This window comes from Bacillus manliponensis, from assembly GCF_000712595.1.
In the GTDB taxonomy this organism is placed as follows: domain Bacteria; phylum Bacillota; class Bacilli; order Bacillales; family Bacillaceae_G; genus Bacillus_A; species Bacillus_A manliponensis.
Window position 1 is genome coordinate 112771 of sequence record NZ_JOTN01000006.1, and the last position, 21611, is coordinate 134381.

A 21611-nucleotide genomic window follows, 5' to 3' on the forward strand; every position below is an offset into this window, starting at 1 on the left:
TTTTTTATTTTCCATTTAAAATATGAGAAATACATATATTGATATTGGGTTTACCCTGTAGCTTATGCTTTTTATAGAAAAGCTTAAGCGAGGAGGAGTATTCATGGGTGAAGTACAAATGAGCATCAAGTATGAACGAGATAAACAGGAAATAAAGAATATAATCCTGTACTCTTTTGGGAAAATCATATCTGTATTTGGAACCGCTATTTATAGTTTTGCGTTAAGCCTATATGTTTTAAAGATCACAGGTTCTGCGTTCAGCTTTGCGATTACTCTCGTATTAGGAGTGATTCCAGCGATTATTATGAATCCATTTGCAGGAGTAATTGCAGATAAAGTGAATAAAAAGACGTTAGTTGTTGTAATGGACTTTCTAAGTGGAATATTGTTAGTGATTGTTTACTTCGTTTGTATGAACTACGAACTAAACTTAATTATCATTTATAGTACCACCTTTCTTTTAACGGTGTTTAGTAATTTCTTTGGAATTGGTTTAGAAGCAGCGAAGCCAAACGTTGTATCAGAAAGTATGTTAATGAACATCAATTCTATTAGTAGAATACTTGACTCAGTCTCCTTAATTTTAGGACCAATGTTAGGTGGAATTGTCTTTGTCATTTTTGATATAGAAACATTCATTATTGTGAATGGAGTTTCTTTTATACTTTCTGGACTCTTAATGATGTGTATTCATTTTAAGTTGTTTCAAGATCAATCTAATGAAGGGTCTTCAAATGGAAAAATTCATTGGATCCGGGACATAAAAGATGGATTTTACTATTTAATAGAAAGAAAACGTATTAAGAACATGTTTATCATCTTCATTTTCATTAATTTCTTTCTCGGTTTTGCGGTGACAGTTCCGTTATCGTATATCATTAATATTGTGTTGAAATTAAGGTCAGAGGAATTTGGTATCATCCAAGCGCCTTTCCAGTTGGAATGATAGTAGGGGCTTTATTCGTTAAGAAGATTACAGAGAAAATCGCCTATTATACTATTTTAAAGTATGTAAGTATTTCGTTATCAATTTGTATGATAACTTTAGGAATACCTGTTATAGATGTAAGTTTGCAGTTTGCTTCTATTGCTTATGTTTGTTTCTATGTAGGAATCATGCTTTGTTTAGGAATATGTATTGCATGTATTGATATTCCGTTAATGTATTTCATGCAAAAAGAGATACCAGATGAGTATAGAGGAAGAGTGTTAAGTATTGGTTTTAGTATTGGAAAAATGATGTTTCCTGTGGCAATGATAACATCTGGGATTTTGTTAAAACTTCTTCCTGTTTATGTGATACCAATTACAGGAGGGATGGCATTTTTATTGGTTCATATGTGCTCTGCTAAGAAAATGAAGGTTGAGTTACCTTCTAAAAGTATGAATATTTGATTTAGAATTTCTCAATTATTTTTGCTTAATTAATGATGTAAGTTACTTTTCATTATAATAAAAATAGAGTATTTTAGAAGTAGATATAGGTTATTATTGGTAATCGAATGAGAATTATATGATCTTTTTTTGCTTTATCCCGCTATTTGTGGGCTGTAAGACTCCCACGCCAAAACTCAAGAGGAGCGAAGAAGTTTTGGTGAGAGATAAATAGCCCGTTAATGCCCGATTCGTTCAACTAACACTCAGTGTGGGATAGAGAAAACTCCCACTGAGTGAAGTTTCACTTTATCCAAAATATTATCTTGGATATCGCAAAGTTAAGTAGTAGTAACATTCATGAAGAAAAACTGAAAATCCTTAGTGAAACGAGGTACTGTTTTTATTATGAAATTTATACGGAAAATTTTGTCGATGATAGTAGGTGTTACTGTTGCTTTTATCGCAATACCAAAACTGTTTTTTATGCAAGATGTGCAAGCAGCAGGGACACAAGTAGTCAAAATGGAAAAGGAAGTGTATTTGTATAACGAAGTGATTACTTTGTCTTTTACAGGTGCTTCACAAAAGGACTGGATTGGAATTTACAAAGAAGGAGAAACTCCACAAGGTAATACCCCTGCTCTTGTCTGGCAATATACTAGTGTGACTACTCAGCCAAATGGAAACATGAGTTTCACAAAAACATTAGCTCCAGGAAAATATGAAGCGATTTACATGGAGAATGATGGTTATAATGTTTTCCACCGTGCTTCATTTTCTGTCATTGCATTAAATCCCCCAGAAAGGATTTCTTTTGAGGATCAAGATCCAGATGCGAATCAAATAGCAGGAGAGGTGAGAATCAAGATTCCTGCTGATTCCTCGAATATAACTGGATACAATTTGTATTGGGGAGACGAATTTGGTAGGGTGGCAAACGAGCCTGTAATCGCAACAATTCAGCCTCCTACAAAGTTTGGGGAAACTTATGTTACTTATATATTTCCGGATAATACAGTTATTCCAGACGGTGCTACGAAGTTGTTAGCTTATTCTGATTCAATTGCAGGTGAAACTCAGGACAGGGCCGAGATAGAAATTCCAGGAATAACAAAAGAGACTCCTCTGATTAGTTTTGAAGTTATTACAGACATGCATTTGTATGGAGATAAAAGGCATACACATAATAAAAATTTAGAAGACGCTTTACAAGATATAACGACTTTGAATCCAAGCAGCGACGGTCTGATGGTAGTCGGTGACAATACTGAAAGTGGAAGTGAAGCACAATATAAGGAATTGGATCGGATTTTTAATTTGTATGAGAATCAACTTCCCGAAACATATTTTGTGCAAGGAAATCATGATGTTCGCTGGGGAGACTGGGGTGTTTTTTCTGAATTATTCAAGAAATATACAGGTATGAAATCTAGCTATTACAACACTTGGATTAAAGGATACCAATTTATTTTTCTTGGGACAGAAAAAGGTTTGAAAGACTATTCTTACTTATCAGAAGAACAGTTACAGTGGCTTGATGAGAAATTATCTGAGGCTCAAGGTAAACCAACATTTATTTTTCATCACCAACCTTTAAAAAATACGGTAAGTGGTGCAAATGATAGTTATCTCAAAAATAACTATTGGTACGGTGTAAGGCAGGATAAGGAACTGAAAATGATATTGACCAAACATCCGCAATCTATATTATTTAGTGGGCATACGCACTGGGAGTTAGGCGCAAAGGATACGATGTATAACGCCAAGTATGCAACAATGTTTAATGTTGGTGCTACGTCTTATTTATGGACAGACAATAATACGAGTACAGCTGGCAGTCAAGGTCTTTTCGTCGAAGTATACGAAAATAAAGTATTGGTAAAAGGAAGAGACTTTAAAAATAATGCATGGATTGAAAATGCGAAATATAAAGTGAATTTGTTAGAAAAAATACCAGTTGTAGATCCAGCTACTGATCCGGACTTAACTTTAAGTAATCCAACTATTCAATCGGTGAAAGAAACATACGTTTCAGCAGAATCACTTGAAATCTCCTATACGGGTTCAGTAAAAGAAGACTGGATTGGCATTTTTCCTGTAGGAACAAAGCTAGGAAAAGATGTACAAGCTATAGCAAAACAAAAAACAAACAGTATTCAACAGCCAAATGGAACTATAACATTTAGTGGATTGGATTTACCTCCAGGGAAATATGATGCAATTTATGTCGGAGAGGCAGAGTATTATACAGATAATGATAATATTGAGCTTGATCGAGTTACTTTTGAAATTGTAGATTAGCAACTATTTACGTTACTTTGAATTTATGAAAAGCAATAAAAGGGGATAATCATGGGGATAAAATTAGCAACAAAAGCAAATCTGAATTGGGTTAATGGACAATATCAAAAAATAGGATTTATTCCAAGTGAGTTAGAAAATGAAACGGTTGCAATAGTAATGTATAACGAGCAATATGCAGGGGTTGGCAGAATTGTTTATCTTAATGAACAAGAGGCTGAATTAGGTGGAATATATATTTTAGATAAATTTAGAGGTTTATCACTTGCATATGAGTTAGTAGATTATTTAGTAACAGAAGCTGATAAGAGTAATTTACAAGCATTATACTGTTTACCATTTGAAAAGTTAAAATCTTTTTATAGTAAGTTTGACTTTAAAGAGGTTGAATACGAGAGTGAAAATTTGAATCGTGATATTTTAAAGAAGTATAGATGGTGTAATGAAACCTATGATGAAAATGTATTGTTGTTAAAGCGATAATCTTTTATTGCGTATGTATAGAAGTGCGTTATATCCGGAAATTCAATCAGTGGGATTTTCATACCCACTGATTGTTAGCATGCAAATAATGAGACAGATTCAATCAAAGTTAGAAACTATCGTGATATTATTTTAAATGCCTGTTCTGCTGCATCAATGGTTTTATCAATGTCTTTTATTGAATGTGCAGTGGATATGAAAAGACATTCGTATTGCGAAGGTGGTAATAAAATACCTTGTTTTAGCATTTCTACGTAAAATTGGCGAAATAGATTCGTATCAATTTTTTTAGCGTCGTCAAAATTTTGTAATGGGCCCTCTGTGAAGGAGAATCCAATCATCGTTCCGACTTTTGTTGCGGTATAAGGTATATGATATAAATCTGCCATTTGTGATAGTCCTGTAATCAATCTACTTGATAGATTTTCTATATACAGATAGCTATCGTGTTTTAATTTGTTTAATGATGTGTAACCCGCTGTCATCGCTAATGGATTACCAGACAAAGTTCCAGCTTGATAAATATTTCCTTCAGGAGCAATTAAGTTCATAATTTCTGCTTTTCCTCCATATGCACCAACAGGTAGTCCTCCGCCAACTACTTTTCCTAGACAAGTTAAGTCAGGGATAATGTTATACAGGCCTTGTCCGGAGTGATAATCGATACGAAAGCCCGTCATCACTTCATCGAAAATTAATAGTGCACCATGTTGTTTCGTTAAGGAACGCAAAGTTTCTAAAAATTGAGGGTTTGCTGGTATGCCAGCCATATTACCTGCAAAAGGTTCAACGATAACTGCTGCAACTTTTGCCCCCATTTCATGAAAGATGGTATGTAACGCTTCAATACTATTGAATGGAATCGATATTGTATTTTTAGTTATCTCTGCTGGTACTCCAGGGCTATCAGGAAGTCCTAATGTAGCGATTCCTGATCCTGCTTTTACTAAAAGGTGGTCACTGTGTCCATGATAACAGCCGACAAATTTAATAATGATATCTCTTCCTGTATATCCTCTAGCCAGCCTAATCGCACTCATTGTGGCCTCTGTACCAGAGTTCACCATTCTAACTTTTTCGATAGAAGGTGTTCGCTCTACAATTAACTCTGCAAGTTTGTTTTCTTGTAATGTCGGTAGTCCAAAGCTTGTTCCATCATGTATCATTTCACATAAAGCGTTTGAAATGTCTTTATCTGCATGTCCGTGAATGAGTGGCCCCCAAGAGAGAATGTAATCTATATACTCATTTCCATCAATATCGTAAATTTTAGAACCAGAACCGTGACTACAAAAAATTGGATTCGTACCTATCGATTTAAATGCTCGAACTGGACTGTTTACTCCGCCAGGTATGAACTTTTGAGCGATTTTAAAAGCTTCTATAGATTTAGTATTGTTCATAAGGAAACCCACCTTTGTTAGTTGAAATTTAGAAATTAAATATTGTAATGAGAGATTTTCAAAAGAATATACAGTGACAGTTGGTTTCAATATAAGCATCTCATCATTAATATTAGTTTCATATTTTATTATCAAAAGTTCAATCTAATTGTTTATATCAAAATGATAGGAAAAAACTATCATTTATTGTATGCCCATAAACTATTATTAGTAGATTTCTTAAAGGGAGCTGGTGAGAAGGGATAAGAGGATGTTTTTGTTTATTATATAAAAGTTAGAGGATAAACTTGTACCCTCTAACTTTTATAATATTTTACTTGTTTCAGTTAATTGAGCAATAAATGTTCTTGAAGCGGCGCACATGAATTTGTCCTTTCTATAAATGATGCCAATATCTCTTTTTGGGGTGGGATTAATCAATTTAACATGTACAATATCACTATTTTTTAAGGAATCAAGGTACGGTGCGGGTAAGATTGTTACACCAATACCTTCGGAGACCATGTGAACTAAAGATTCCATTGTAGTCATTTCTAAAGTTGGTTTAATAGATATTTCTAGTTCTTTACAATATTTATCAATTAGATTTCTCAAGAAATAATTTTTCGGTAATAATACAGTAGGTACATTTTCAATTGCTTTCATGTTCACTTCTTTCAAATTTGCAAAAGGATGATTTGATGGAACAGCTAGTGCAAGTTCTTCAGTGAATAATGGAGTTTCTTCAAATTCTTCATCCTTCATGGGAAAAAAGACAATACCTAAATCTAACTCATTTTCTAGTAATTTATTTCTAATTTCCCCAGTTCGCAGTCCAAAAACAGATAGTTCAATATTAGGATATAATCTTTTGAAATCTAAAATTGTAGGAGGAAGTAAATAACTAACACATGTTAAGAGTGAACCTATTGTAAGTTTCCCTCTATGTAGTCCATTTAAATCTCTTAAGGCAGAGTGAGCCTGTTCAATCTCATGGAAAATTCGCTGGCTATGAATTAATAAAATTCGTCCTGCTTCTGTAAGAGCAGTTTTTTTACCAATACGATCAAATAACGGTGTTCCAACTGCAAATTCTAAATTTTTGATTTGTTGACTTAAAGATGGTTGTGAAATATTTAATCGTTCTGCAGCGCGTGTAAAATGAAGTTCTTTACAAACGGCCATAAAACATTCTAGTTGTCTTAAATCCATTTTTTCACCCTTTCTGTTAATAATGATAGATTTTATCTATCATTATTATATGATTTATTGAATTGAACAATGATGAGAGCAGCGTATACTTAATTATATAACCAATCATTTTTACTTTAAACAATGATTGGATTATAAAAGGGGGGGTATTTATGGAGATTGTTTCGATTAACGTAGGTAAGCCAATCACTGTTGATTATAAAGGAAAAGAGATAAAAACAGGGATATACAAATTTCAAATACAAGGACCTGTATACCTAAGTAAATTAAATTTTGACGGTGATGGACAGGCGGACTTGGTCCATCACGGAGGACCTGATAAAGCAGTTTGTGTATATGCTGCTGAGCATTATCCTTATTGGGAGCAAGACTTAAATAAAAAATTAGTACATGGAGCATTTGGAGAAAATCTTACAGTGAAAGAAATGTTAGAACCCGATATTCATATTGGAGATACATTTCAAATAGGAGAGGCAATTGTCCAAGTAAGTCAACCGAGACAACCTTGCTTTAAATTAGCAAAGAGATATGATTTACACGATCTTCCGCTAAAGTTTCAAAAAACAGGATATACGGGCTTTTATTTAAGAGTGATAGAAGAGGGATGGATGAGTTCAGACTCAGAAATAAAATTGATAGAGAGAAACTTAAATGGAATCACTGTTGACTTCGCGAATGTAATTATGCATCATGATAAAAAGAATGTAGATGCAATTGAACGAATTTTAAATGTAAAAGAATTGTCGAGTAACTGGAGGAAAACATTTTCAAAAAGGTTAGATGGGAAAATAGAGGATATAAAAGCAAGAGTAGAAGGGATTTAACTTCTTAACAATGAATATTAAGAGGTGCTATTTTACTTAGGTATATAAAGGGGATGTTTATGAAAAAAGTGAGTTCGTTTACGAAAGAGAAAGTCGATTTCTGAGTATGTAGGAATCGACTTTTTTCTTTCATAATTATATGAATATCGTTTCGTGTTTGGTATAAAACTCCTATTTGTTCAAAGAGCCTGAGAGAGTGGAGTTCTTAATTAAGGATACGTGTGATTTCCTCGCTGTTAGGTTCTCTGTATACATATTCATGATAATGAGGAGAGTGGATATTGATCCATCCTTTTTTAAGTGCCTTTTTGTAGTATTGTTTTGCGCGCTCTTTCTCATCAATTAAGTAGAAACAACAAGCGGCGTTCCAATACAGTGCTGCATCTCCATTCCAGTCCCAGTCCTGATCGAGTGCTTGAGCATAACTCCAAGCTGCGCGGGCATAATCTTTTTGTACACCATACTTCATATCACCAAACATATAATGGTTTCCATTAACAAGAAGGTTGTTTAATGGATGGTTCCAGCCGAATAGAACTGGAAAATCAGTTAGGAGTTTAAAACCTACGGATAGTGCGGTCCGCTGTGAACCTATATTGTTAGCCCAACATTGCCAACCAACTTTTTTTATGCCTTTTTGCTTCGCAAGTGAAAGTGTAGCTAATGCGGTTTTTCGTGCCCATCCTTTACCACGACAGTTTTCATCTGTTTCAATGCCTAACTCACACTCATCTTCGACCACCCAATCTGTAAGACACCAACTAATAATCGTCGGACACCCGTTCATGTTTTGAATAGCAACGAATCCAAATCCTTTTTCCTCGTATGCTTCTAAAGAGGGCCAATTATCTAGAATTTCAGATGTTACAGCATCAATTCCTATTAAATTATGCTGTTTTAACAAGTTACAATCTATCGGATAAATATTGCTATCAGTAAAAGTGTTTATATCGCTCAAATCATGAATAAAAGTCATTCGGCCGCTTTTCATGGGCAATAACCCTTCCATAATTACATCAATAATTAACTCCCACTTTCTTCTTAGTGGATAAAAAAGGACATAATCTAATTCGCCATTGGATGCCAAGGTTGGTAATATCTCTTCTTTAAGTAATTTATTAATTTCTTGAAAGAATAAAGTGTTTTCCGCACTTCCTCCTAGGAAAATACCTTGGGGATTTGTTAATAAGACTGTTGAACAGTCGTTAGATAGAAAAACTCTACCAGGAACAACCCCAGTAATAACACCTTTAATCGATAAGTGATGCTTTAAATCTCTAAAAAGATCTGTTACTTTATAAAAGTTTTCACTAGTTAGTTCTGTTCCGTGAACTAGATTTTCAGAATACAACATACTTATTTACCTCCCATTACATATGAAAGGTTTTTGTTACATTATAAATATAAACCTCTCATATACTTTTTGATTTGTTTATTTGCTTTCAAACATCATCACTCCTTTGCACGTATTAGAGGATAGAAATCTAAAATTATGTTTACCTCTAATTTGATTATGAATAAAAAATATTCGGATTTCAACCTTAGTTATATAAATTTGGTTTTAATTAATGTTGGTTTTAAAAATCGTAGGGGATATGTATAAAGTACAAGAAAATTTCATTTATGAAGAAATCGCTTTTTTGCGCAAAATGTACATACAAAAGGTGAAGTATGGCAGGAAAGTAAGGTTAAAATTATAAAAGCATAATGAGAGTTGGAGAAAGGGAAATGAGACGTTTCAAGAGCTATTTGAGTACCATTGGCAAATTGCTAAAAGGGAAAATATGTTTTATGTGAAATGATAGATATAAATCTGTAGAGATGTTTAGTGACCTTCTTGCTGCTACTAACGTTTTAATAATGGGATAAAGAGGTACAAATAAACCAGTAGTGAAAATAATTGGTTTGTTAAGTAGAGTTCCAGAAGGATACTTAAACTCACTTAATAGTAATCAAGAATAGAAAGATAGATTTTTTATAAGCTACACTACTACGTATACATTGGTGATTATAATCAAGTAGTGTAGCTGTTTTTATATTTTCATTCATGAAGGTTTTACTGGTTCATAAATTATAGTGGCTTATGATGACTTAAATAACGCTTTTTTAAGTTAATTTAAGCATTTAAGTTAAAATAACTTTTATTTTAACTTAAAATAACTTATTATGTAGTTGAGGAGGTTGCAAATGAATCAAGAAGAACGTTTAACAAGAGTGCTGAATTACTTAGAAACTCATCAGACGATGAATATTAAGCAAATGTGTGACATATTTCATATTTCACGTGATACTGCGCGGAGGGATATTGTAAAGCTTTCACAAAATAAAACAGTAGTTAGAACATATGGTGGAGTTGCCTTAGCATCTTTCCACAAAAAAGTGGAGAATTATCAAGCGCGATCGCAGACGGAGTTAGAAATAAAGAAACAAATCGGAAAGAAAGCTGCAAGTATGATTGCTAATAATGAAATGATTTACTTAGATGTCTCAACTACAGTTAATGTGGTGGCACAATATTTACAAGCTAAAAACGCGATTATTGTGACAAACTCAATTGATAATGCCTATGTGTTAGCTCAATCGGAAGATGCGACGATTCATTTTTTAGGTGGAACATTAAATAAATCATCTCGGCACGTTACGGGATATGAAACGACTGAAAAGCTTAAAGATTACCATTTCAATAAAGTGTTTATTGGGACTGCAGGTATTACAGAGGAAGGGATATATTATGGATTTGGAGAAGACATCCACTTTAAAAGAGAGTTAATAAAGCGTGCCGATCAAGTTATTTTATTGGCAGATCATACGAAACATAATCAAAGACAAAATTATAAAGCTTTAGATTTTACATCTATTGATACACTTATAACTGATACATGTCTACCTGCTAACTTAGATTGTGTGATGAAAGAACAAGGTGTTGAAGTGTTAATTGTAAATAATGATTGAGAAATAGGGGGATTTATTTTGGTTACATCTATTATTTTTGATGTTGATGGTACAATTCTAGATACAGAACATGCCATATTAAAATCACTGCAGAAAATTTTGAAGGAAGAAGTCAATAAAGAATATGATGTGCAAGATTTAAGGTTTTGCTTAGGGATTCCAGGAAAAGAAACTTTAAAGCAACTAAATGTAGAAAATATAGATGTTGTTCACCCAAAATGGGCAAAAGCGGTATTAGACTTTTCACATGATGTTTCTATATTTGGACAACTAGAAGATACGATAAAAGAATTATCGACGCTTGATGTAAAATTAGGCATTGTTACATCCAAAACAAGACCGGAGTTAAAAGAAGAATTTGAGCCATTTGGTTTAAATGGTTACTTTGAACATATAACTTGTGCATGTGATACAGATAAACATAAACCTCATCCTGAGCCGTTATTAACTTGCTTGGAACAATTAAAGCTTCCTGCAAATGAAGCAATATATATTGGAGATTCAATATATGACATGCAATGTGCAAAAAGTGCTGGAATGAAATTTGCGCTTGCTTTATGGGGAGCAAAAACAAGTGAAGGGTTTGAGGAAGCAGACTACATTTTACAGGAGCCTAAAGATATTTTAGGGTTGCTGAAATAGAATATGTAGCAGTTATATCTGCTGCCCGTTATTTTCTGTTGAGGATGGCTCCCTCCTAGAGTTATTTGAAGGGGGGACCATCCTTATTATTCTTGAATTATAAGTTAAATGCTTTGTGAGATAAGCCCTGCATAGTATTTAGGATCACCAGTAGAATAATAGTTGTACCATAATTCAATACTTTCACTGGGAAACACATTCAAATACTGTATAATGTGTTTCGCCCACAATAAACCTCCTGCTGAACTTGCTGTAATGAAATTACGATCAACAAAAGATTGAGATTCAATATATAGCTCTTTTCCATTGTATTGCTTTGAGAAGTGAGAATATTCATATTAAAAAATCGATTCCTTTATAGTTAGGAATCGATTTTTTTCTTGAAAATTACTATTCATTTATAGATTTAATAACAGCCATTTCTCTCCCGAATCGATCACCATGATCAATGAAACCTAAACTTGCATATAAATGATGAGCCCCTTTATTATCTGGATGATAACCAACAATAATCTTTGTCGCATCCGGTAACTGAGTTATTTCTTCCATCATTAATTCAGTTGCAGCTTTTCCAACACCTTTTCCTTGGAATGCCTTATCGATCATGATTCGATATACCCAGTAACCATCTAGTTCTTCTTTAACAGAATTAAACATAAGAAAACCAGCTACTTTTTCTTCGTAATAAATTGCGTACGGTTTTAGTGTTGGCTCAAATTTTGATTGTGCGATGGAAATTGCATTTGGTTCCATATACTGCTGTTGCTCTTCGAATAACTCAAGTGTACAACACTCGTACCAGTTTTCCTCGTTTAATGGAATAAGTTTAACAAAATTTGTATTCATCTATTTTTCCCCTTCCGAATTGAGGGAAGACGCAAAACTATGTTGTTAATTCGGCGTAATCCCTTTGTATTGAATTGCATTGAAAAGCATTGTATGTTTCATCATGAACGCCTCCTTCAACAAATAGTTTTTACAGATAATCTGTACATTTAAGAGTATATCATTATATTAGATTTTTATCAAACTTTTCTGAATTTTATATCATTATATACTTGAATGAAGTATATAATTCTGTTAAATTTATCCTATGGATAGAACAAGTTTAATTAAAGGTCACTTAGAAATGTGTGTATTATCTATTTTATCGAAAGGAAAAAGTTATGGTTATGAAATTATGAAGGAGTTAGATGAACATAATTTAAAATTGAAAGGAGTAGGCAGTATTTATCCGATTTTGACAAAATTAAAAGATAAGGAGTGGGTAAATACGTACCGGGAAATGACGGATAGCGGAAAGGTTAGAGTATATTATGAAATTAATGAGAAGGGGAAGCTACATCTTCAGCAAAAGATTTCTGAATGGTTAGAGTTACAGTCAGATATTAAATCGTTACTACGAAATGGCGGATGGGAAGGAGACGTATAAATGAATATAAAATTGACCACGGCAGAGAAACATTTTTTAAATCAAGTTCTTACGGGGTTAGCACAATATGAAATAAGTGAAGCGGATAGAAAGGTTGTCGAGCAACAGTTATTAGAACACATTGAAGAATCTCGTGAATATGAGCAAGATAGTATGAGTCAGCTCGGAGATCCAGAAACATTTGTGAAAGATTTTCTAGAAATCCATGAAATAGATCTTCATTCAGAAATAAAACATATGCGCAAACCTACACATCAAACAAAAACATTAATTGCTACAGGATTTTTCACTTCAATTGTTACATACATCATGTCACAATTTCTACTTTCTATGTTTTTAACACAATCATTTAGTCCACTACAGACAAATCAATCGTTCAACTACAATGTTTTCTATCACATATCAGATAATTCATGGTGGAATGCCATGTTAATGCTCATTAGTATTTCAATTTCTTTACTTATTTCTTTATGTGTCGTTTTATATATGAGAAAAAGAGATTCAGTAAGGAGTGTGTAAGATGAAGCGAATAAAGAATCTATTTGCTTTTAACTTCTTCATATGTACGATGTTGCTGTTACTACCTACCTCAATAGTTTCTGCAGAACAGCAGATTAGCAGTAAACTAGATACTTATGTTGAAAATTTTTTAACAGAACAAAGCATTCCAGGAGCTGCAATTGCTATTGTTCATGAAAATGATATTATGTACTCCAACTCGTGGGGGATAACAGAAGAAACCGAAAAAAATGTAACGTTAGAAACTCCGTTTACAATTGGATCAATAAGTAAATCATTAACGGGTTTAGCAGTAATGAAATTAATGGAAGACAACAGTATACGCCTAGACGACCCCATCCAAAAATATATTCCCTCGTTTACGTTAAAGGATAAAGAAGCAGCATCACAAATAACAATTAAACATTTACTAACACAAACAAGTGGGATTAGTACGTATACCGGTTTATCTATATCAGATCAAGAATCTAAAGGGCCGGGTGCCATTCAGGAAAATGTAAAGGCTTTATCAAATGCTGAGTTAACGGCCAAACCTGGAGAAAAACATCAATATAGCAATGCAAATTTTTTAATTCTTGGTGCTCTCATCGAAGAAGTAACAAATCAAACGTATGCTGAGTATATGGAACAACACGTATTTTCTCGATTAGGCATGAAACATGAAGCAGCTAATCATGAAGCAGCCCATGAAAAAGGATATGCTTCTGGATATCAGTCTTGGTTTGGGGTTCCGCGAAAGAGTGAGGTAACATACGACGATGGTGGAGCACCATACGGATATATAACTGCAAGCGCAGCAGATATGATCCAATATATTAAATTTCTTAGTGGACATGATGAAAGTAATTTCTTAACGGAAGAGAATAGGGGGCTTTATGCAACTCCTTATGTACAAACAGGGGGAAATCGTTATTACGGACTTGGTGTACGAATCTCAAATCCAAATTCTAAAGATGAAATGATATGGCACTCAGGATCCACGCCCGATTCACGTGCAGAAGTATTTTACATACCTGAAACAGGATATGGTGGCATCATTCTTACGAACAAAAACCACATTTTAGAAGAAGAGGCGCTTATACATTTAAAACAAGGGATTATCAACGTTTTACATGGTGAGGAACAAGTTGAAATTCCGAAGTATAACCCTATTGTCCAGTTTATGATGGTTGGGGTCATATGCTTACTTTTCACAATATGTGTGTACTTACTAGTAAAAATGAAATCTTGGAAAATTCGTAGAAGAATTTTGTGGAGAGTATCCGGATCTTTATGTTTATTTTTATCTATTATGATGATTCCAATATTCACTTATAGTACAGGGTCTCCGTGGCACACGATACAAGTATTTGCTCCCGATGTCGCGTTGTTAAGTATATGTATCGTTACACTTTTAGCAGTAACAGGTTTATTATCGGTATATACTTCATTTAAAACATACAAGGAAAGAGAATTTAAAATGTGATGAGAGGACGGCTTCATGTGGAAAATCGAATTGGAAAAATGCTGGAGTTTTTACGAATAATTGATCAATTTAAATCAATTGAAAGAAGAACAAAAGTCTCTAACAATAATCGTCAAGAAAATGACGCTGAGCATACGTGGCATATGTGTATGTTTGCTCTTTTAATGAATAAAGAAGTAGAGGAAGAGGTTAATTTAGAAAAAGCGTTAAAATTAATATTAATTCATGACCTTTGCGAAATATATGCTGGTGATACATATGCACATGATATTTCAGCTAGAAGAAATAAGAAACAACGAGAAGATGAAGCGGTGAAACAACTATTTTGTAAGCTGCCAGCAGATTTAGAGTTTGAGTTTTACGAACTGTGGAATGAATACGAGGAAAATGAAACGAAAGAGGCTAACTTTGCGCATGCAATCGATAAAATACAAGCATTTGCGCAAAATGTACATACAAACGGTGAAGTATGGCAGGAAAATAAGGTTACGCCAGATAAAATTATGAAACATAATGAGAGTTGGCGAAAGCAAAACGAGACGTTCCAAGAGCTATTTCAGTATCTTTGGCAAATTGCTGAAAAAGAAAATATGTTTTATATGAAATGATAGAAAGGAATGAGAGAAATAGAGATTCTTGTTGTTTTTCTTGTTATATTTTGTATAAGTGCATTTTTGAATTTGCTGTTACATACGACCGCAAAGAAAGATTGGATTATATCTTTAGGGTTGAGTATGTTAGTAACAATCATGAGTATTGCATTGACGGCACATTGATAAAAATAAAAAAAGACACATCCTTCAATATGTGTCTTTTTTCAATTTCCTTTAGTTAACTTCTCCCAATTCTCAAAAGAATATCTCTCTGTAATATGCTTAAATTCATCTGGTACATCTATATAACACATTAACTCTAAACTATTACCATCTGGATCAGTAAAGTATACAGACGCATTTCCTTGATGTGGACGAATGAACGGATCGACAGGTGTGTTGTTGTCAAAAGGTTCAATCCCGATGGAACGAAGCCACGTTAACGATTCTTTCATATCTTCATATGAAACTCGAAAAGCAATATGCCGTAAAGAAGGGTGGTAACGAGTTCCATATTCCTTCCCCTCCCATAAGCCGATCCAACTTCTTCCTTCTTCAATCCAAAAGAAAGCTGTATTTTCATTATGCCACGCAAGTTTTAATCCTAATTTTTGATAAAACTTAATTGAATCTTGTAAGTTACGAACTGGTAAGTGTGCCTCATATAAACCTTGAATCATTGTATTTTCCTCCAAATTTTCTGTTCTTAAATAGTAATATAGCAAATTTTGCAGAATTCAAAATCCAATGAAAGTAGGAGTGATAGGTACATCTTTAGTATTAGTGTTTCTGAAATGAAATATAACAGTTTCTTCTTGCATGATAGCCATAAGCCGATATACTTAATAAGGTAAATATAGAGCAAGGAGCAAGTAATAATGATTCGTTTACGTATTGAAGGAACAGAAGAGGAAATAGCGCATTTTCTAAAACAAATGCCACATGTACCAGGTTATGAAAAAACATATGACCGTGAACCAAGAAGAGGTAATAACCCAAAATATGCAAATAGTAAAAATGTGTTAACGTATCTCACATATAAAAAACAAGAAGCTTAAGGATCCTCCTTAAGCTTCTTGTTTTTTTATCCCGCATTAACAGCTCGTAAAAGCCTGATTGAAGTTTCACTTTATTAGAAAGAAGGCTTTTTATATTTTATGTAGAATTTTTATGTTTTGAGAAAAGAACGAAAGGAGCCTTTCAGTATGCCAACTTATTTCATCATTTCCTTCAGCTAATATTTCTTAATAAAAGAGTGAGGTAATGATATGTTACACATAAAAGATATTGAATTACAAATAGAAAAAGATGTACGAAGCAAAGTTGTACCTGGTTTCGCATTATCTATTATAAATGAAAAAGAGATTTTATATAAAAATGCATGGGGAAAAACGAATTGGGAAGAATCTACTTCTTCTATTACAGCTGATACACTATTTCGCATCGGTTCCGTTAGTAAGACATTAACGGCAACATTAATGATGAAGCTTGTACAAGAGGGGGTTTTACAATTAGATGTCCCAGTTCGGAAGTATGTACCGCATTTTACTTTGCAACATCATGAAGCTGCTGAAACAATTACACTTCGCATGTTGTTAAGTCATACTGCCGGCTTACCTGATGGAGGTGAAGTGAATGGACCTCGCGATCAAGAAGGATGGAACAGTTATATAGAAACAATCGTTCCTAATTTACAATTAGTGAATCCACCTGGTGCATTATATTCGTATGGGAATCATGCTTACAATATAGCAGGGTATGTTGCACAATACGTATGTAACAAACCATTTGCAGAGCTTATGAAAGAATATATATTTGAACCTCTTGGAATGAATAGGACGATGTATGACCCACTAGCAGCAATGACATATCCGCTTGCGTTAGCGCATGAAAAGACAAGTGAAGGCAATTGGAATGTGCAACATCAATTTGCGGAAAACATAACAAATTATCCATCCTTTTTTGGGATGTCTACCATAACAGATTTATCTCGCTTTGCAATAATGCATGTAAATAAAGGTGTTTTAGATGGTAAAGTTTTTTTGCAGTCAGACATGATAGAAGAGATGCACACAAAACAAATTGATAATTATACGTTAAGTGAATTTGGTAGCTGCTTAGGTCTTATATCAGAACAAGAACACGGATATAAAATGCTTTGGCATAGCGGTGCGATTAGTACGTATAAATGTTTTCTTGTATTCTTCCCAGAGAAAAAGATTGGCTTCTTGACGATGGCAACGCAAGAATATGGATGGAGTATTATTGAGATGTTGATTGACCAATTTATCGGTCCAGTAGTAGAAGGAAATCTTCAAATAATTGAAGCTAATCCTGCATGTTGGAAAGAATATGAAGGCAATTATTTAGGTCCTAAAAGAGGATTTGCAGAGATAACAATTGAAGAAAATTGTCTTATGATGGAATGGAACGGTGAAAAAATGCTATTAGAAGCAACTCGAAACGACTTCTATATTGCGCACCATAAGGAAGATAAGATTTCAGTTGGGTTTCGAGTGATAGATAATAGCTTAAAATATGTCATTATTAATGGAAGTGCTTGTAAGAGTACAACTCTTCAGAGAGAAACGGTTCAGCAGACAGCGTGGACGGAATATGAAGGAACGTATTCAAATGGTGTCTTTCAGTTTTCGTTTACAACAGTAGAAGGAAAACCAGTATTTGTGGATGAAGAGCAACATTTTATGTGTACGCCTGTAACCGCTTCTATCTTTTATGCAGGAGAATATGGGTTACTTCGATTCACAAAAAATGCGGAAGGAGTGCGAGTTCTATCCATTCAAGATGCATGGAATTTAGAACATGTGGAAGAGAAGACGATTAGGAGGAAAAGTGAATGAAAGCCAATCAATCACAGGAGTTATTAATTATAGATTGCGATGAAATATTTTTGCGCGAGTTTCACGTTGAAGATACAGAAGATATTTACACAATTGCGAAACAGCCTGAAGTTTCTAAATTCCTTCCAGATTGGCAATCAACAAAAGAACAAAGAATGAATTGGCTTACAAATGATGATATACCAGAGAATAAAGCATTTTTGAAAGCCGCATCTCAAATGAATGTTACAGATGAGTGTTTACGATTAGCTGTAATTTTAAAACAAACTGGCAAGTTTATCGGCTGGTGCTGCTCTGGAATAAAAGAAGAATTACTACCTCCTAATCGGGAGGTTATGTATGCAATATCTAAAGATTATCAAAAAAGAGGGTATGGAACAAAAGCATGTAAAGGTTTAATTCACTATCTATTTACAGAAACGAATGTGAATCATCTTAATGCAATAGCGCTTGTACGAAATGCAGCTTCTAATAAGGTAGTCGAAAAAAGTGGACTTCAGTTCATGCGAAATATTGAAATTGAACATGAACTATATAATCACTACACACTTATAAAAAATGAATGGATAATTGCTAAAAACTTGAGATGATTTCATTATCCAACATATCGCTATTAATTATACCCAAATAAGTCCAGATCCTTATGCATAACTTTCCGTCACCTGAAACATAACTAATGGTGAGCCATTGTTTATTTTTTATTAGATGCAATGATATGGAAAGATAATAAGGAGGAATAAATATGGGATTTATTTGGTCTTTAATTGTTGGTGGTATTTTAGGGTGGATTGCTAGCCTGATTACAGGTAAGGATATCCCTGGTGGTGTAATAGGAAATATTATCGCCGGTATGATTGGTGCTTGGGTTGGTTCAGCGATCATGGGAGATTTTGGTCCGGTTATTGGCGGATATGCAATCATTCCAGCTTTAATAGGAGCAATTATTTTAATCTTTATCGTAAGTTTCATTATGCGTATGTTTAGGAAATAATTGATAATTATTAAGAAGGCTGTTTGTACTGATAAACAGCCTTCTTTCTTTATTTTTGTAATACGTTACATAATCTGTTATGCTTGTTACATACAACTTGGAGGTGTCAATATGAAAACTTTTACAGTCAACTTTCATCAAGAAGATAACGCAAAATCAACAACTGTACATAAGTTAAGTGAAGAAGATTTCAATAAAGCAACAGAGGGCGGAACTCGCCACTTGTTTGATTTAGATACAAATGTAGGATTCTTCGTATTTTTTGATGCAGAAGATGCAGAAGGAAATGAGCAATATTTAATGCTTCAATATGAAGGAGATCATGAGGAGCCAAGCGCTTGCTACGGTTTTGATCTGAAATTGTTCTATCAATTTTTAGCACTATACTTAAATGACCTTGAGTTCCAAGGTGAAACAGATGAAGAAGAGGAAGAACACGGTCCAATTCACCATTTAGCACATTTACTGTACCATATCGTTGAAGATGGAAAATCAGTAGAAGTATAAAATAGCTATACAAAAACGAGTGGAAAAGCTTTGCGCTTCCACTCGTTTTTTAATTCATTTAGGGGATACCGTTGCCTGATTGAATAGAATTTTGCAGTTTAGTTACATTTGCATCAGCTAAAGGTTTAAGTAGGGGAATCTTATTAGCTAATTCAAAAAAGTTTCTTTCTCACCAACACTGATTGTAGATTGAGTTGGACGAAGATTCTACGTTGCTATAGGAAGGAAACTGTGCTTTTAGGCTTTAACAATATAGTAATTATTAAACAGGAACAGTTGTAGCTCCTTTTCAAATATTAGTAATACTTACTTACAAATTAAAATCTTTAATTTTATTTAATTATAATTAATGAGTATACTTAATGTAATTAAATTTTTAATATTCTTAATAATTAATCATTTAAACACTTCCATGAGAGGAAAAGGGGGAATCATTTAATGAGTTATAATTTAGACAAAGTTTGAAAACAAGTATAACGTTTTCAATTTGGAAGCTACTCCTCTCGTCGCTAGTAATTCTTTAAAGGAAACCCGTAAGCAGGCTCTATTAGTCTAAATATACTAAGCATCAAGAAGAAAAGGTGTCAAAAGAGAACGGAAAAGAATTGCCAAGAGGAGAAGTTGGGGAAAACATAAAAGTTTATGTCGTAGTCTGGACGAGCAGATTATCATGAATGACATGATCCGATTCTGCCCGGCTAAGCTAATGAAGTACAAGTTTCCTAGACATAAAGTGTTATATAAGAGCTCAACAAGGTAAATTTTGCATAGAGAGTTCAGACAATTGACTGAAGTTAAATAAGAAACTAAAGATGATTATTGAAGGAGGAATATATATGTCGTCTATTTTAAAGGAAAAAGTTAAGGGACCAGTAGCGTGGAAAGGTATAGATCTAGCGAAAGATGATTCATGGGTTTATTATTTGTCCGAGAAAACGATCGCATCTCTTGAAAGCGCTTTATTTAATGTTAAACAAAAGGGTTTACAAGCACCTAATTTTAACAAGGAAGATTTCCCGATTCCGGATCTCGCTGACGAAATTGCTTACTTTGTTGAAGAGTTAGAGAGCGGGAGAGGATTCTTATTAATTCGTGGATTACGAATGGAACGGTATACAGATGAAGAAGCGAGCATCATTTACTGGGGTCTCGGACTTCACATGGGCATTCCGGTATCACAAAACGCAAATGGCGACCTCTTAGGGCACGTCGTTGATAAAGGACTTAGCTTAGAAAATTCAAATGTACGTGGTTATCAAACGAAACTGCACCTTCCCTTTCACGCAGATGGATCTGACGTTGTCGGATTACTAAGTCTTCGAAAAGGAAAATCTGGTGGGTTCAGTAGTATCGTAAGTTCGATGGCTGTTTATAATGAAATTTTGGAGAAGTACCCAGAGTATCTTGGAATTCTCTGTCGTCCATTCACATTTGATCGTCGTGGTGAGGAAGGGCCAGGTGAATCTCCAGTATTTACATCACCAATTTTTAGTTATTATGATGGTAAATTGAGCTGTAGATATGTCCGCACATTTATAGAATCGGCACAAGCGAAAACAGGTATCCATTTGTCAAAAGTTGAAATTGAAGCGTTAGACATACTGGATTCCCTCCTTCATGATGAAAACATGCATTATAATATGATGTTGGAACCAGGTGATATGCAATTCGTCAATAATTATACCGTTCTTCATTCACGTACTCAATACGAAGATTATGAAGAACTGGAACGCAAACGTCATTTACTAAGATTGTGGCTCACGATGCCAAATGGCCGAGAAATTGCACCCGATTTCGCGATGTTTATTGATGAGAAAACAGGTAAAGCGGGTCGCGGCGGTATTCCTGTCCGTGAAAAAACATCTGGTGGTATCGTAGAAAACTTGAAGTAATGAAGCTTAAATCCGAAAGGTTTACCTTTATAAATGGTTTTATAAGAACACCAATTGATTTATGGAATGGGGAGTACTTTTCAGAATTCAAACAAAGGTTTCCCTAAAATAGTAAAAAGTAAGGGGAGATTTTTATATTGAAGACCCCAAAATATTCTTGGATTATCTTATTATT

At 34.0% G+C, this 21611-nt stretch carries 20 protein-coding genes and 1 pseudogene; 16 read left to right on the forward strand and 5 right to left on the reverse strand.

The genetic code is table 11. The annotated features are described in order from the left end of the window. Positions 1 to 103: 103 nt before the first annotated feature. The 3 genes and pseudogenes from BAMA_RS09335 to BAMA_RS09345 all read left to right on the forward strand — a co-directional run bounded on the left by BAMA_RS09335 (position 104) and on the right by BAMA_RS09345 (position 4164). Positions 104 to 1398, forward strand: a pseudogene (locus BAMA_RS09335) (MFS transporter). Between the two features lie 387 nt (positions 1399 to 1785). Continuing rightward, positions 1786 to 3681, forward strand: a complete 1896-nt coding sequence (locus tag BAMA_RS09340; protein ID WP_034638630.1) for a metallophosphoesterase family protein — start codon at positions 1786 to 1788, stop codon at positions 3679 to 3681. Between the two features lie 51 nt (positions 3682 to 3732). Next, the gene (locus BAMA_RS09345) at positions 3733 to 4164 is read left to right on the forward strand and encodes a GNAT family N-acetyltransferase (protein WP_034638524.1); all 432 of its coding nucleotides are present in this window, start codon (positions 3733 to 3735) and stop codon (positions 4162 to 4164) included. A gap of 116 nt (positions 4165 to 4280) precedes the next feature. On the opposite strand, the gene hemL is transcribed toward BAMA_RS09345, so the two are convergent. Together hemL and BAMA_RS09355 are read right to left on the reverse strand one after the other, a co-directional pair. After that, positions 4281 to 5567 (reverse strand): glutamate-1-semialdehyde 2,1-aminomutase, encoded by a 1287-nt coding sequence (gene hemL, locus BAMA_RS09350; RefSeq protein WP_034638525.1) that lies wholly within the window; start codon positions 5565 to 5567, stop codon positions 4281 to 4283. Positions 5568 to 5870: 303 nt separating this feature from the next. Beyond that, positions 5871 to 6758 carry a LysR family transcriptional regulator gene (locus tag BAMA_RS09355; RefSeq protein WP_034638526.1) on the reverse strand — a complete coding sequence of 296 codons (888 nt, stop codon included), beginning with the start codon at positions 6756 to 6758 and terminating at the stop codon, positions 5871 to 5873. 152 nt (positions 6759 to 6910) lie between these two features. Between BAMA_RS09355 and BAMA_RS09360 the strand changes: the two genes are divergently transcribed. Continuing rightward, positions 6911 to 7582: an MOSC domain-containing protein gene (locus tag BAMA_RS09360; RefSeq protein ID WP_034638527.1), complete on the forward strand. Its 672-nt coding sequence runs from the start codon at positions 6911 to 6913 to the stop codon at positions 7580 to 7582. 205 nt (positions 7583 to 7787) lie between these two features. On the opposite strand, the gene BAMA_RS09365 is transcribed toward BAMA_RS09360, so the two are convergent. Beyond that, entirely contained in the window at positions 7788 to 8936 is a 1149-nt protein-coding gene (locus BAMA_RS09365; protein ID WP_034638528.1) for a GNAT family N-acetyltransferase, read from the reverse strand. Positions 8937 to 9769: 833 nt separating this feature from the next. On the opposite strand from BAMA_RS09365, the gene BAMA_RS09370 reads away from it, so the two are divergent. Both BAMA_RS09370 and BAMA_RS09375 read left to right on the forward strand, forming a co-directional pair. Beyond that, the gene (locus BAMA_RS09370; protein WP_034638529.1) at positions 9770 to 10534 is read left to right on the forward strand and encodes a DeoR/GlpR family DNA-binding transcription regulator; all 765 of its coding nucleotides are present in this window, start codon (positions 9770 to 9772) and stop codon (positions 10532 to 10534) included. Positions 10535 to 10552: 18 nt separating this feature from the next. Then, on the forward strand, positions 10553 to 11176 hold the full coding sequence (locus BAMA_RS09375) for an HAD family hydrolase (RefSeq protein ID WP_034638530.1): 624 nt from the start codon (positions 10553 to 10555) through the stop codon (positions 11174 to 11176). Between the two features lie 390 nt (positions 11177 to 11566). Here the strand turns inward: BAMA_RS09375 and BAMA_RS09380 are convergent, their stop codons facing one another. Beyond that, positions 11567 to 12022 (reverse strand): GNAT family N-acetyltransferase, encoded by a 456-nt coding sequence (locus BAMA_RS09380; RefSeq protein ID WP_034638531.1) that lies wholly within the window; start codon positions 12020 to 12022, stop codon positions 11567 to 11569. Between the two features lie 247 nt (positions 12023 to 12269). Here BAMA_RS09380 and BAMA_RS09385 point away from each other — a divergent pair, with 247 nt between their 5' ends. The 4 genes from BAMA_RS09385 to BAMA_RS09400 are packed head-to-tail and all read left to right on the forward strand — an operon-like array spanning position 12270 to position 15200. Continuing rightward, a complete protein-coding gene (locus BAMA_RS09385) occupies positions 12270 to 12608 on the forward strand; it encodes a PadR family transcriptional regulator (protein ID WP_034638532.1) in 339 nt (112 codons plus the stop codon). Continuing rightward, positions 12609 to 13127 (forward strand): hypothetical protein, encoded by a 519-nt coding sequence (locus BAMA_RS09390; protein ID WP_034638533.1) that lies wholly within the window; start codon positions 12609 to 12611, stop codon positions 13125 to 13127. A gap of 1 nt (position 13128) precedes the next feature. Then, positions 13129 to 14592 carry a serine hydrolase domain-containing protein gene (locus BAMA_RS09395; RefSeq protein ID WP_034638534.1) on the forward strand — a complete coding sequence of 488 codons (1464 nt, stop codon included), beginning with the start codon at positions 13129 to 13131 and terminating at the stop codon, positions 14590 to 14592. A gap of 17 nt (positions 14593 to 14609) precedes the next feature. Then, positions 14610 to 15200, forward strand: a complete 591-nt coding sequence (locus BAMA_RS09400; protein WP_162176060.1) for an HD domain-containing protein — start codon at positions 14610 to 14612, stop codon at positions 15198 to 15200. Between the two features lie 209 nt (positions 15201 to 15409). Here BAMA_RS09400 and BAMA_RS09405 read toward each other — a convergent pair whose 3' ends face one another. Next, entirely contained in the window at positions 15410 to 15865 is a 456-nt protein-coding gene (locus BAMA_RS09405; protein WP_034638536.1) for a VOC family protein, read from the reverse strand. A gap of 198 nt (positions 15866 to 16063) precedes the next feature. Here BAMA_RS09405 and BAMA_RS09410 point away from each other — a divergent pair, with 198 nt between their 5' ends. From BAMA_RS09410 to BAMA_RS09435, 6 genes are all read left to right on the forward strand, one after another. After that, positions 16064 to 16243 carry a DUF3970 family protein gene (locus tag BAMA_RS09410; protein WP_034638537.1) on the forward strand — a complete coding sequence of 60 codons (180 nt, stop codon included), beginning with the start codon at positions 16064 to 16066 and terminating at the stop codon, positions 16241 to 16243. Positions 16244 to 16453: 210 nt separating this feature from the next. Then, positions 16454 to 18046: a serine hydrolase domain-containing protein gene (locus BAMA_RS09415; RefSeq protein WP_051758911.1), complete on the forward strand. Its 1593-nt coding sequence runs from the start codon at positions 16454 to 16456 to the stop codon at positions 18044 to 18046. Then, a complete protein-coding gene (locus tag BAMA_RS09420) occupies positions 18043 to 18636 on the forward strand; it encodes a GNAT family N-acetyltransferase (RefSeq protein ID WP_034638538.1) in 594 nt (197 codons plus the stop codon). Before BAMA_RS09415 ends, BAMA_RS09420 begins: the two co-directional genes overlap by 4 nt. 152 nt (positions 18637 to 18788) lie before the next feature. Continuing rightward, a complete protein-coding gene (locus BAMA_RS09425; RefSeq protein ID WP_034638539.1) occupies positions 18789 to 19037 on the forward strand; it encodes a GlsB/YeaQ/YmgE family stress response membrane protein in 249 nt (82 codons plus the stop codon). 111 nt (positions 19038 to 19148) lie between these two features. Further along, on the forward strand, positions 19149 to 19544 hold the full coding sequence (locus tag BAMA_RS09430) for a hypothetical protein (protein WP_034638540.1): 396 nt from the start codon (positions 19149 to 19151) through the stop codon (positions 19542 to 19544). An 836-nt stretch (positions 19545 to 20380) separates the two neighbouring features. Then, positions 20381 to 21436, forward strand: a complete 1056-nt coding sequence (locus BAMA_RS09435) for a TauD/TfdA family dioxygenase (protein WP_034638541.1) — start codon at positions 20381 to 20383, stop codon at positions 21434 to 21436. Positions 21437 to 21611: the final 175 nt, after the last annotated feature.

Bases quoted from the DNA above. Each gene is read 5' to 3' on its own strand.
- BAMA_RS09340 (WP_034638630.1), top strand. From the start codon at position 1,786: ATGAAATTTATACGGAAAATTTTGTCGATGATAGTAGGTGTTACTGTT.
- BAMA_RS09345 (WP_034638524.1), top strand. From the start codon at position 3,733: ATGGGGATAAAATTAGCAACAAAAGCAAATCTGAATTGGGTTAATGGA.
- hemL (WP_034638525.1), bottom strand. From the start codon at position 5,567: ATGAACAATACTAAATCTATAGAAGCTTTTAAAATCGCTCAAAAGTTC.
- BAMA_RS09355 (WP_034638526.1), bottom strand. From the start codon at position 6,758: ATGGATTTAAGACAACTAGAATGTTTTATGGCCGTTTGTAAAGAACTT.
- BAMA_RS09360 (WP_034638527.1), top strand. From the start codon at position 6,911: ATGGAGATTGTTTCGATTAACGTAGGTAAGCCAATCACTGTTGATTAT.
- BAMA_RS09365 (WP_034638528.1), bottom strand. From the start codon at position 8,936: ATGTTGTATTCTGAAAATCTAGTTCACGGAACAGAACTAACTAGTGAA.
- BAMA_RS09370 (WP_034638529.1), top strand. From the start codon at position 9,770: ATGAATCAAGAAGAACGTTTAACAAGAGTGCTGAATTACTTAGAAACT.
- BAMA_RS09380 (WP_034638531.1), bottom strand. From the start codon at position 12,022: ATGAATACAAATTTTGTTAAACTTATTCCATTAAACGAGGAAAACTGG.
- BAMA_RS09385 (WP_034638532.1), top strand. From the start codon at position 12,270: ATGGATAGAACAAGTTTAATTAAAGGTCACTTAGAAATGTGTGTATTA.
- BAMA_RS09390 (WP_034638533.1), top strand. From the start codon at position 12,609: ATGAATATAAAATTGACCACGGCAGAGAAACATTTTTTAAATCAAGTT.
- BAMA_RS09395 (WP_034638534.1), top strand. From the start codon at position 13,129: ATGAAGCGAATAAAGAATCTATTTGCTTTTAACTTCTTCATATGTACG.
- BAMA_RS09405 (WP_034638536.1), bottom strand. From the start codon at position 15,865: ATGATTCAAGGTTTATATGAGGCACACTTACCAGTTCGTAACTTACAA.
- BAMA_RS09410 (WP_034638537.1), top strand. From the start codon at position 16,064: ATGATTCGTTTACGTATTGAAGGAACAGAAGAGGAAATAGCGCATTTT.
- BAMA_RS09415 (WP_051758911.1), top strand. From the start codon at position 16,454: ATGTTACACATAAAAGATATTGAATTACAAATAGAAAAAGATGTACGA.
- BAMA_RS09420 (WP_034638538.1), top strand. From the start codon at position 18,043: ATGAAAGCCAATCAATCACAGGAGTTATTAATTATAGATTGCGATGAA.
- BAMA_RS09425 (WP_034638539.1), top strand. From the start codon at position 18,789: ATGGGATTTATTTGGTCTTTAATTGTTGGTGGTATTTTAGGGTGGATT.
- BAMA_RS09430 (WP_034638540.1), top strand. From the start codon at position 19,149: ATGAAAACTTTTACAGTCAACTTTCATCAAGAAGATAACGCAAAATCA.
- BAMA_RS09435 (WP_034638541.1), top strand. From the start codon at position 20,381: ATGTCGTCTATTTTAAAGGAAAAAGTTAAGGGACCAGTAGCGTGGAAA.